This window comes from Caulobacter sp. (genome assembly GCF_035254145.1).
Lineage (GTDB): Bacteria > Pseudomonadota > Alphaproteobacteria > Caulobacterales > Caulobacteraceae > Caulobacter.
Map to the genome: position 1 here is coordinate 1 of NZ_DATFAV010000154.1, position 10,756 is coordinate 10,756.

Sequence of the window (10,756 nt, forward strand, 5' to 3'; positions counted from 1 at the left end):
TTGCCGAGGCCGACGGGCAGGCCGGTGTTCGACACGACGACCGCGGCGAACCGCTCGGGGAAGGCCGCGACCAGCCGCAGGCCGATCAGCCCGCCCCAGTCCTGGCAGAACAGCACTATGTCCTTCAGGTCGTTGCGGACCAGCCAGTCGCTCATCCAGGCCACGTGGCGTTCGTAGGTGTAGTCCGTCCGCAGCGCGGGTTTGTCCGATCGGCCAAAGCCCACGAGATCGGGCGCGACGGCCCGGCGCCCCCGCGCCACGAGATCGGCGATCACCTTGCGATAGAGATAGGCCCACGACGGCTCGCCGTGCATCAGCAGGATCGGACGCTGGCCTCGCGGTCCTTCATCGACGTGATGGATGCGCAGGGGCGTCCCGTCGGCGTCCTCGACCTCGGTATAGCGCGGTGCGAAGGCCCAGTCGGTCAGCCCCTCGAACCGCTCATCCGGCGTTCGCAACACGTCCACGGCGTTCTCCCTTCCGGTCTTCAATTATTGACACAATGAGTGCCAATATATCGATCGGTGTCAAGAACGCCCGATGCGTCGCGCGACGGTGGCGGTCGATATCGTCCAGGGCTAAGCAAGAGGCGAAGGAGAGTCCTGGCTTGGAAACCGTGCGTTATCTTCGCCCCCGACCGGATGGCGATCCGCCCGCCGATGGTCGCCGCCGCCGCGGGCAGGACAGCCGCGATCGCATCGTCCAGGCCATGCTCGACCTGGTGCGGGAGGGTCACGTCTCGCCCTCGGCGGAACTGGTCGCCGCGCGCGCCGACGTCGGGCTGCGCACCGTCTTTCGCCACTTCAAGGATCTCGAGAGCCTCTTTCGCGAGATGTCCGCCGTGATCGAGGGCGAGCTGCTGGCTTTGGCCGACACGCCGTTCAAGGGCGCGACCTGGCGCGAGCGGGTGCTGGAGCTGGTCGAGCGGCGAGGCTGGGCCTACGAGCGGATCGGGCCTTTCAAGCGCGCCTCGGAGGCTCACCGTCATCAGTCGCCGGCCCTGGCGCTGGACAACGCCAAGCTGGTCGGCGTCGGCAGGGACATTCTGCGGCGGGAGCTGCCGGTCGAGGTCGCTCGCGATCCCGTCCGCTTCGAGGCCATCGATCTGCTGCTCAGCTTCGACGCCTGGAATCGCCTGCGCCGCGACCAGGAACTTTCGCCGTCACGGGCGACGGAGGTTCTGCGCGCGATGATCTCAGGCCTGCTGGCGGAACCGGCGGGCCGGTAGGGGGCCGGCCGAGGCTGCTCAATTCCCCGGCCGGCGGAGCGCCGAACGTAAGGGGCGATCGGCGTCCTACGATCAATAGACGGCGACGGTGGCGCTTACCCTCCAATCCGTGGTCTTGGCTCGCCCCGGAATGGGTTGTCTGAGCCACGCCCTTGAAAGGCCCGTCCTGACACAGGCTGTCAGCAGCGCGAGCCGCGCCGACTTGCCAGCGGAGGTTGGAACACCGAAGTTCCGGGGGCGTTGTCGTCGCCTGGGCTGACGAGCGCCACCGCAGCCTACGGGAGCCAACATGACCCCTGACGATCTGCCCGCGATGAATCTCGCCAACACCGCGGTCGACGCGCTGACGGATCGTTATCAGCGGGTGCGGGGGCGAACCGAGACCTTGGCCGCCCCGCTGTCGCCCGAGGACCAGCTGGCCCAGTCGATGCCGGACGCCAGTCCGACGAAATGGCATCGCGCCCACACGACCTGGTTCTTCGAGACCTTTTTGCTGGTTCCGTTCTTGCCGGACTACACGGTCTACGATCCCGACTTCGGCTATCTGTTCAATTCCTACTACGAGGCGGTCGGACCTCGGCAGCCGCGACCCGAGCGGGGACTGCTGACCCGTCCCTCGTGCCAGACCGTCGGCGCCTATCGCGCTCACGTCGACGCCGCCATGCAGCGCCTGCTGGAAGGCCCAATGACGCCCGAGATCCGCGAACGGGTCGACCTGGGCCTGGCGCACGAGGAGCAGCACCAGGAACTGATCCTGATGGACATCCTGCATCTGTTCGCCCAGTCGCCGCTCAGCCCCGCCTATCAGGCGGGTTCGGTCGCGCCGCGTCCCGATCCGGGTCCGCAGCGCTTTCACCGTTTCGCCGGAGGTCTTGTCGAGATCGGCGCCGAAGAAGCGGGTTTCGCCTTCGACAACGAGCGTCCGCGCCATCGCACCTACGTCGCGCCGTTCCGGCTGGCCGATCGGCTGGTGACCAACGGCGAGTGGATCGCCTTCATCGAAGCCGGCGGCTACGCCCGCGCGGATCTGTGGCTGTCGGAAGGCTGGGCCAAGGTGCGGGAAGAGGGCTGGACGGCCCCGTCCTACTGGCGGCCGTCCGAGAACGGCGGCTGGACCACCATGACCCTGCGCGGGCGTCACCCGGTCGATCCCAACGCCCCGGTCGTCCACGTCAGCTACTACGAGGCCGCCGCCTACGCCGCCTGGAGCGGACGTCGGCTGCCGACCGAGGCAGAATGGGAGGCCGCCGCCACCGCCTCGGGGGTGAGCGCCTTGCGACAGCTCTACGGGGCCGCCTGGCAATGGACCGCCAGCGCCTATGCCGCCTATCCCGGCTTCAAGCCCGGACCGGGGGCGCTTGGCGAGTACAATGGCAAGTTCATGGTCAACCAGATGGTGCTGCGCGGCGGATGCGAGGCCACGCCGCCGGACCATTCGCGGCCGACCTACCGCAATTTCTTCCATCCGGATCGGCGCTGGATGTTCGCCGGCGTGCGTCTGGCCGACGACGATCGCCTGGCCGAGGTGACGGCGGGCGATCCGTTCCTGGACGAGGTGGTGGCGGGCCTGTCGGCCACGCCCAAGACCCTGCCAGCCAAATATTTCTACGACGCCGAGGGCTCGCGCCTGTTCGAGGCGATCTGCGAGTTGCCGGAATACTACCTGACCCGGACCGAGACGGCTCTCCTGCGCCAGATCGCGCCGGAGATCGCCGCTCGCATCCCCGATGGCGCGGCGCTGCTGGAGTTCGGCAGCGGCGCCAGCACCAAGACCCGGATCGTTCTGGACGCGGCGCCCCAGATCGCCGTCTACGCGCCGATCGACATCAGCCCCAGCGCTCTCGAGGAGGCCGCCTCCAGCCTGCGGGTCGACTATCCGGCCTTGAGCGTCGCCCCCCTGGTCGAGGATTTCACCAAGGCGCTCAACGCGCCCGAGGGCGCGCGGGGGCGCCCGCTGGTCGGGTTCTTCCCGGGCTCGACGATCGGCAATTTCGCGCCGGCGGAGGCCGAGGCGCTGCTGCGTCAGGCGCGGATGCTGCTGGGCGAGGGGGCGTTGTTCATCGTGGGCGCGGACGTCGCTAAGGACCCGGAGGTGCTGATCCCGGCCTATGACGACGCCCAAGGCGTCACGGCCGCCTTCAACCGCAATGTGCTGACGCACATAAACCGCCAATTGGGTGGAACGTTCGATCCCCTGGCCTTCAAGCACAAGGCCGTGTGGAACGCCGAGGAAAGCCGGATCGAGATGCATCTGGAAAGCGTGCGCGACCAGATCGTCATGGTCGGCGACTACGGCTTCCGCTTCGCCGCCGGCGAGACCATCCACACCGAGAACTCGTACAAGTATCGGCCGGAGGCGTTCGAGACCATCGCTCGCCGCGCGGGGTGGACGGTGGATCAGCGCTGGATCAGCCCCGACCCGGCCTTCGCCGTCTACGCCCTCACGGCCTGACGGCGCTCAAGACGCGAAAAGGCGTCGGTTCCGACCGTTTTCGGAACCGACGTAATTCGAGGGGATTGGCTCTAGAGTTCGCGTTCGCCGGGACGACCGCCACGCGAGGAGGATCCGCCTTTTCGGCCGGCGTTCGCCGCCAGGTCTCGATCCTTGGCGAAGCTGCGCTTTTCGCTGGGCACGCTAGCTCCGCCCTTCCTGGCGATCTCGCGGCGGCGTTCCGGGTCCATGGCGGCGAAACCGCGACGACCGCGGGGACGTTCGCTATCGATGTCCATTTGGGGCTCCTAGTCGGGACTGGTCACAGGCGGTACGAGCGAGACAGCGGCGTCATAGGGACGATCGTCCCCAGGATCGACCGGCGGCGAGGTTGGAGGTTCCTCGACGGGGATGACGCCGGGCTCGTACTCGGGCGGTTTGGGCTCGGGCGGAGGCGGGGCGTCTGGGTCGGTCACTTGGCGTCGTTTCCTGCACGTTCCGGTGAAGTAACCAGTGAAGTCGCTTTCGGTTCACCATGAAGCCGCACTAATTACACCGCACCGGGAAAGTTCTCCGGTCGAGGAGTCGCCAGACGATGGCCCGCACGCCCAAGCAGACGTTGAACCGCGCCATGTCACATTGGCGTTTGGCGGCCGCTTCGGTCGTGGGAATCGTGGCTTGGGCGGTGGCCAAATATTTCGGCGCGCCGCGGGGTTCGCATCTGTTGCTGGCCTGGGACACCGCCGCCTTCGTCTATCTACTGACGATGTGGACGTTGTTCATTCGATCGAACGAAGCAGAGATGCGATCGCGCGCCGCGCAGTACGACGAGGGCGTGCCGACGCTGATGCTGATCGTACTGGCCGCCATCCTCGCCAGCCTGGTGGCGGTGGTCGACGCGATGATCGTCTCGAAAGACGCGCCGGGAAGCGCGCGCGCCGTGGTCGTCGGCAGCGCCGTGGCCACCCTGATCCTGTCATGGCTGGTGCTGCAGACGGTCTTCGTCCTGCACTACGCCCACCGCCATTTCGGCGAGGGCAAGAGCAAGGGCGGCATCCAGTTTCCCGGCGAGCAGCCCACCAGCTATCTCGATTTCGCCTATCTGGCCTTCAGCGTGGGGGCGACGTTCCAAGTCTCGGACAACAATATCCTGACCTCGCGACTGCGCCGGCTTGTCACCGCCCACGCCGCGGCGGCCTATTTCTACAACACCGCCGTGCTGGCGCTGGGCATCAACATCATCGCCAGCATGGTGGGCGGCTAGGGCCAGGGCTCAGCGCCGGCGCTGACGCCCCCCGTGCGGACCACGATCCTTGCCGCCCTTCAACCGCAGTTGGGCGGGGGTCTTGGGCAGCTCCGCGAGCTTGAGGACGCCGTCCTTGTCGACGTCGAGCAGGGCGAAGCGCGTCTTGGCCGCCCTGGTCGCCTCATCCTTGGTGATGCGCCGATTGAAGTCGGCGTCCGCGCCCATGACGGGTTCGGGCTCGGCGATCAGGCCGTACAGGGATGCGCCCTGCAGGGCATTGCCCATCGCGCCGCCCGAGCGACCCCCGCCGCCGGGTCCGCGTCCGCCGCCGGGCGGGCCATCTCCGCCGCCGGGGCCCTGGCCCATCGGCCCGCGACGCATCACGCCGGGCGCGGCGCCGCCGACGATTTCGGGCGCGATGCGGTTCTCGTAGGCCGAGACCTCGAAGCCATCGATGACTCCGTTGTGGTCGACATCGACCACGGCGAAGAAGCGCAGGGAGTCGGCGACGAATTCGTCGCGGCTCAAGGCGCCGTCATGATTGGCGTCGGCGCCCGCGAACCACGCCGCGACGGGGTAGGGTTGATCGCCCGGCGCGCGGAACGGCTCGCCCGCCGGACTGATGAACAGCTGCGGGCCGCCGCCCATCGGTCCGCGCGCGTCCGCGCCTGGCGGTCCGATCTCGCGTCCGCCCGGTCCGCCGGGCCCGTCCGGCGTATGGCCGCAGGCGGCAAGAACGGCGGCCAGGGCGGTGGTCAGGACAAGGGCGCGAGGCGTCATGCGGGGGTCTCCAATCGCCAAGCTTTGAAGACCGTCCGGATTGCCCGGCAATGTCAGCGAACGGAGGCGGCTTTGCAGGGGCGCAACAATCGTGACGCTTTCGCGGGATTGGGGCCGGGTGGGATTCAGGCTGGGTGGGATTCAGGCCGGGCGGGATTCAGGCCGGAAGGCGCACGCTGGCTCGCAGGCCGCCGCCGGGACGGTTGGCCAGGGTGACGTCGCCGCCATGGGCGCGGGCGAGGGAACGGACGACGGCCAGGCCAAGGCCGATGCCCCCGGTCTGGCGATTGCGCGAGGGCTCGCCGCGGTAGAAGGGCTCGAACACCCGTTCCAGCTCGGCCGGCGACACACCGGGACCGTCGTCGTCGATCTCGATGATGGCCATGCCGTCCTCGGCATAGACTCGGCCGCGCGCCGCGCCGCCGTACTTCAGGGCGTTCTCCACGAGGTTCGAGACCAGGCGCTTGAGCGCGACCGGATCGCCCTCGATCACGGTCTTCTCGGCGCGCTCGACCGTGGCGTCGCCGCCGGTTTCGGCCGCTTCGTCCACCACGCTCTCCAGCAGCGAGGAGAGTTCCAGCTTGGTCCGTTCGGCCGGTCGGTTGGTGTCGCGCACGAAGGCCAGGGTGGCGGAGATCATGGCCTCCATCTGGTCGATGTCGGCGGCCAGTTTGGGCCTGATGTCGTCGGGCGCGGCCTCGATGCGGAACTTCAGGCGGGTCAACGGGGTGCGCAGGTCGTGGGCGATCGCGCCGACCATGGCCGTCCGGTCTTCCACGTAACGGCGCAGGCGCTCCTGCATCATGTTGAAGGCCGAGGCGGCGGCGACGACCTCGGTGGAGCCGGAAAGATTCAGCGGCGGCGTGCGCGGATCCTTGCCCAGCCGCTCGGCGGCGTCGGCGAAGGCGGTGATGGGCTGGGCCAGTCGGCGCGCGAACAGCCAGGCCAGCGGCGTGACCGCGATGACCGACAGCAGCAGAATCAGCAGGATTCGCTGCTGCCAGCTGTCCAGCCGGAAGGTGGGCTTGGGCTCGACGACCAGCCAGTGGCCGTCGCTCTGGCGCACCCCAAGCTTGAAGTCGCCGAAGATCAGGGGCTCGTCGCGTCCCTGCATGCGAGCGGCGCCCGGGCCGCCCGGACCGGGCTCGCGCGCGAACGGCTCGCGCGGGCCGCGCGCGGGGCCTCGCCGGTCGTCTTCAGGGGTCTTGGGCGGATTGACCGGCAAGCGACGCACGAAGAAGCGAGGGCCGTTGTCGATCTGCATCTCGACGCGGTTGACCGGAACGTCGATGGCGCGGGCGATGCCGGCCTTGAAATCGGCGCGGCGGATGCTGTCGGGGCCGGTGGAGCGGATCGAGCCACGCTGCTTGACCACCAGCAGGCGGCCATCGCGCGGCTGTACGGGCTGGCCCGTCTTGAGCGCGCGGACGATCTCGCTGGACCGATAGAACTCAGGCGGCGGCGGCGGCAGGTTGAAGATGACCGCGATCGCGATCAGCTGGGCCGCCACCAGGGTGATGATGACGAGACCCAGCGCCTGGACGAACAGCGGCGCGCCGCGCCGAAACATGGTCATGGGGTGCGCACGACCTTGGCGGTGAACATGTAGCCTTCGCTGCGGATGGTGCGGATCAGCTCGCCGCCGCCGCCGTCGTCCAGCTTGCGCCGCAGCCGGCTGATCTGGACGTCGATGGCGCGGTCATAGGCGTCGCTGTCGCGGCCGCGGGCCAGGTCCAGAAGCTGGTCGCGGGTCAGCACCCGTTGAGGCCGCTCGACGAAGGCTCGCAGAAGGGAAAACTCGCCGCTGGAAAGGTTCACGACCACCGACTGAGGCGAGCGCAGCTCTCGGCGCACAAGGTCCAGGCGCCAGCCGGCGAACTCGCAGGCCGCGCCCATGGCGTCGTCGGCCACGCGCGGCTCCTGGCGGCGACGCAGCACGGCGCGGACGCGGGCCAGCAGCTCGCGGGGATTGCAGGGCTTGGGCAGATAGTCGTCGGCGCCGAGCTCCAGGCCGACGATGCGGTCGGTTTCCTCGCCCATGGCCGACAGCATGATGATCGCGGGGCCGTCGTTGGCGGAAGACAGCCGGCGGCAGATCGCCAGGCCGTCCTCGCCGGGCAGCATGACGTCCAGCACGATCAGGTCGATGGGGCCGCGGGCCAGCACCTGTTCCATCGTCCGCGCGTCCTGCGCCGTCTCGACCGCATAGCCATGACGCGAAAGGAAGTCTGAGACGACGTCGCGAATGCCGGGATCGTCATCGACGATCAGGATGCGCGGCGCCGCGCCACGCGGCGCATCGGCATCGCCTTGGACGGTGTTCTGGGCGTTTTCCATGCGAGCTTTCCTGTCATGGCCCCGTCACGTTCAGATTTCACCTCTGCAACAGGCGCGCAACCCTGCCATGCGATCCGGTGTCGCACCGGCGGCCATCCCCCATCCCAGGCCGTCGGCGTCGGGGCCCGATCCGCTTCACCCCCCTTAGTGGATCGGGTCCAGGCGGTTTAGCCCGGGGAGTGGTTTTCAGGCGTGTGATAGTCCGCGCCCTGAGCCTTCATGGCGGCGATGGCGCGGTCGCCGACGAACGGGTTGGAGCGCCGCTCGGCGCCGAAGCTCGACATCGGTCCATGGCCGGGCACGAAGCGCACCTCTTCCCCCAGCGGCCAGAGCTTCTGGGTGATCGAGTCGATCAGGTCCTGGTGATTGCCCAGCGGGAAGTCCGTGCGGCCGATCGAGCCCTGGAACAGCACGTCGCCCACCTGGGCGAACTTGGTCTCGCGGTGGAAGAACACCACGTGACCGGGCGTGTGACCCGGGCAGTGGAAGACCTCGAACTCGGTCTCGCCCAGGGTGACCTTGTCGCCGTCGTCCAGCCAGCGGTCGGTGACGAAGATCCGCGCCTCGGGCATGCCGTACATTTCGCCGCTCTGCTGGATACGGTCGATCCAGAACTGGTCGTCCTTGTGCGGGCCTTCGATGGGGACGCCGGTGCGAGCCTTAAGCTCGGCCGCGCCGCCGGCGTGGTCCATGTGGCCGTGGGTGATCCAGATCTTCTCCAGCGTCAGGCCCTTGTCGGTCATCGCCTTCATCAGGCGGTCGACCTCGCCGCCCGGATCGATCACGGCGGCCTTCATGGTCTTGGTGCACCAGACGATCGTGCAGTTCTGCTGCAGTGGGGTGACCGGGGCGATCATGGCGGCGATGGGCTGGGTCATAAAAGACTCCAAAGAAAAAGGGCGGGAGCCGAAGCGCCCGCCCTTCCGACCTAAAGGCTTAGAGCGTAACAGCCGAAAGTGTAAGCGGTTTCGGCTGTTACGCTCCAAGATTAAATCGACGGATCCAGTCTACTTCTGATGGAGCATCAGGAGTAGACTGACTCTGGCGGCCGAAGATCAAGCCAAGCCTTTTACTGGCGCTCTTCCTTCGAGCCCGGGGCCGGGGCGCCCGGCATCGGGGCCACGCCCGTGGCCGGCGCGCTCGGATCCAGTTCCGGAACGTCGAACATGCCACGGCCGACATGGCTCTTGCGGTAGCCGTAGGCGAAGTAGATCACCAGGCCCAGCGCGCCCCAGACCGGCAGCACCATCATCGCCTCGAAGGGCAGGTTGAAGTACAGCACCGCGCAGCCGATCAGGGCGATCGGGGCCACGACCCAAATGAACGGCGTCCGGAACGGACGATGGCGGGTCGGATCCTTCTTGCGCAGCACCATCACCGCGATCGCCACCATGAAGAAGGCGAACAGGGTGCCCGAGTTCGAGATATCGGCCAGTTGGCCCACCGGGAAGAAGGCGGCCGCCAGGGCGACGAACAGGCCGGTGACGATCGTCACGACGTGCGGCGTCTTGAACTTGGGATGGATCGCGGCCAGCTTTTCGGGCAGCAGGCCGTCGCGCGCCATCACGAAGAAGATCCGGGTCTGGCCGTAGATCATCATCAGGATGACCGAGGGCAGGGCCAGGTTGGCGGCCAGGCCCAGCAGGTTGCCGACGAACGGGAAGTTGATCTGGCGCAGCACGTGGGCCAGGGCTTCGTTCGAGCAGACCAGACGGTCCTTGTTCTCGACCAGCGAGCAGGCGGCGGTGAAGGCGGCCGAACCGGGCTGGACGGCCGAGCCGTCGGCGCCGACGACGGGCTGGGCGCCCATCGCGCCGATCGCGCCAGCGGCGACCAGCAGATAGAAGATGGTGCAGATGGCCAGCGAGCCGATCAGGCCGATCGGCACGTTGCGCTGTGGGTTCTTGGTCTCCTCGGCGGCGGTCGAAACGGCGTCGAAGCCGACATAGGCGAAGAAGATCGAGGCGGCGGCGCCGACGACCCCCATGCCGGTCGTTCCGGCGGGGCCGAACCAGCCGTTCGGGGTGAAAGGCGAGAAGTTGCCGGTCTTCAGCACCGGCAGGGCCAGGAAGATGAACACGGTCAGGGCGGTGACCTTGATCGCCACCAGGGCCGCGTTGACGGTGGCGCTCTCGGTGGTGCCGATCACCAGCAGGGCGGTCACGGCCAGGGCCACGACGATGGCCGGCACGTTGACGATGCCGACGCTGAAGTCAGCCACCGGCATCCAGCCGTGCAGGGACCAAGTCGGACCTTGCCGCAACAGATCGGGCCAGTGGAAGCCCAAGGCGTTCTCGATCAGGCCTAGGAAATAGCCGGACCAGCCGACCGACACGGCGCTGGCGGCGACCGCGTATTCCAGGATCAGCGCCCAGCCGACCATCCAGGCCAGCAGTTCGCCCATGACGGCGTAGGAATAGGTGTAGGCCGAGCCCGAGACGGGCACCATCGAGGCCAATTCGGAATAGCAGAGCGCGGCGAAAGCGCAGACGGCGCCGGCGATCACGAAGCTCCACATCATGCCCGGACCGGCCTTCTGCGCCGCGGCGGCGGTCAGAACGAAGATGCCGGTGCCGATAATCGCGCCCACACCCAGCAGCGTTAGCTGCACGGGGCCCAGCGAGCGATGAAGGGATTTCTTCTCAGCCGTCGCTAGGATCGCATCAAGCGATTTTACGCGCCACATAGTTCCTCCTGGATAGGCAAGACTCCCCCTGGGGTCGCCTTTTGGAAA

11 protein-coding genes are annotated in these 10,756 nt (G+C 67.9%); 3 read left to right on the forward strand and 8 right to left on the reverse strand.

Annotated elements, in window-relative coordinates; translation table 11 throughout:
• The coding region (locus VJ655_RS09005) for a haloalkane dehalogenase (protein WP_324110731.1) at positions 1-467 on the reverse strand (467 nt) is incomplete at its 3' end.
• Between the two features lie 140 nt (positions 468-607).
• On the opposite strand from VJ655_RS09005, the gene VJ655_RS09010 reads away from it, so the two are divergent.
• Complete coding sequence (locus VJ655_RS09010) at positions 608-1,228, forward strand: TetR/AcrR family transcriptional regulator (protein WP_414646962.1); 621 nt, start codon at positions 608-610, stop codon at positions 1,226-1,228.
• Positions 1,229-1,517: 289 nt separating this feature from the next.
• Complete coding sequence (gene egtB, locus VJ655_RS09015) at positions 1,518-3,680, forward strand: ergothioneine biosynthesis protein EgtB (RefSeq protein ID WP_324110733.1); 2,163 nt, start codon at positions 1,518-1,520, stop codon at positions 3,678-3,680.
• A 71-nt stretch (positions 3,681-3,751) separates the two neighbouring features.
• Here the strand turns inward: egtB and VJ655_RS09020 are convergent, their stop codons facing one another.
• Complete coding sequence (locus VJ655_RS09020) at positions 3,752-3,958, reverse strand: general stress protein (protein ID WP_324110734.1); 207 nt, start codon at positions 3,956-3,958, stop codon at positions 3,752-3,754.
• A gap of 9 nt (positions 3,959-3,967) precedes the next feature.
• Positions 3,968-4,135, reverse strand: coding sequence for a hypothetical protein (locus tag VJ655_RS09025; protein ID WP_324110735.1), 168 nt, complete (start codon positions 4,133-4,135; stop codon positions 3,968-3,970).
• Positions 4,136-4,254: 119 nt separating this feature from the next.
• On the opposite strand from VJ655_RS09025, the gene VJ655_RS09030 reads away from it, so the two are divergent.
• The gene (locus VJ655_RS09030) at positions 4,255-4,923 is read left to right on the forward strand and encodes a DUF1345 domain-containing protein (protein ID WP_324110736.1); all 669 of its coding nucleotides are present in this window, start codon (positions 4,255-4,257) and stop codon (positions 4,921-4,923) included.
• Positions 4,924-4,932: 9 nt separating this feature from the next.
• On the opposite strand, the gene VJ655_RS09035 is transcribed toward VJ655_RS09030, so the two are convergent.
• From VJ655_RS09035 to VJ655_RS09055, 5 genes are all read right to left on the reverse strand, one after another.
• Entirely contained in the window at positions 4,933-5,685 is a 753-nt protein-coding gene (locus VJ655_RS09035) for a hypothetical protein (protein ID WP_324110737.1), read from the reverse strand.
• Positions 5,686-5,842: 157 nt separating this feature from the next.
• A complete protein-coding gene (locus VJ655_RS09040; protein WP_324110738.1) occupies positions 5,843-7,261 on the reverse strand; it encodes an ATP-binding protein in 1,419 nt (472 codons plus the stop codon).
• The gene (locus tag VJ655_RS09045) at positions 7,258-8,022 is read right to left on the reverse strand and encodes a response regulator (protein WP_324110739.1); all 765 of its coding nucleotides are present in this window, start codon (positions 8,020-8,022) and stop codon (positions 7,258-7,260) included. The genes VJ655_RS09040 and VJ655_RS09045 overlap by 4 nt, the downstream gene beginning before the upstream one ends.
• A gap of 167 nt (positions 8,023-8,189) precedes the next feature.
• Positions 8,190-8,900 carry an MBL fold metallo-hydrolase gene (locus VJ655_RS09050; protein ID WP_324110740.1) on the reverse strand — a complete coding sequence of 237 codons (711 nt, stop codon included), beginning with the start codon at positions 8,898-8,900 and terminating at the stop codon, positions 8,190-8,192.
• 191 nt (positions 8,901-9,091) lie between these two features.
• Positions 9,092-10,708, reverse strand: a complete 1,617-nt coding sequence (locus tag VJ655_RS09055; RefSeq protein ID WP_324110741.1) for an amino acid permease — start codon at positions 10,706-10,708, stop codon at positions 9,092-9,094.
• Between the last annotated feature and the right edge of the window lie 48 nt (positions 10,709-10,756).

Bases quoted from the DNA above. Each gene is read 5' to 3' on its own strand.
- egtB (WP_324110733.1), top strand. From the start codon at position 1,518: ATGACCCCTGACGATCTGCCCGCGATGAATCTCGCCAACACCGCGGTC.
- VJ655_RS09020 (WP_324110734.1), bottom strand. From the start codon at position 3,958: ATGGACATCGATAGCGAACGTCCCCGCGGTCGTCGCGGTTTCGCCGCC.
- VJ655_RS09030 (WP_324110736.1), top strand. From the start codon at position 4,255: ATGGCCCGCACGCCCAAGCAGACGTTGAACCGCGCCATGTCACATTGG.
- VJ655_RS09035 (WP_324110737.1), bottom strand. From the start codon at position 5,685: ATGACGCCTCGCGCCCTTGTCCTGACCACCGCCCTGGCCGCCGTTCTT.
- VJ655_RS09040 (WP_324110738.1), bottom strand. From the start codon at position 7,261: ATGACCATGTTTCGGCGCGGCGCGCCGCTGTTCGTCCAGGCGCTGGGT.
- VJ655_RS09045 (WP_324110739.1), bottom strand. From the start codon at position 8,022: ATGGAAAACGCCCAGAACACCGTCCAAGGCGATGCCGATGCGCCGCGT.
- VJ655_RS09050 (WP_324110740.1), bottom strand. From the start codon at position 8,900: ATGACCCAGCCCATCGCCGCCATGATCGCCCCGGTCACCCCACTGCAG.
- VJ655_RS09055 (WP_324110741.1), bottom strand. From the start codon at position 10,708: ATGTGGCGCGTAAAATCGCTTGATGCGATCCTAGCGACGGCTGAGAAG.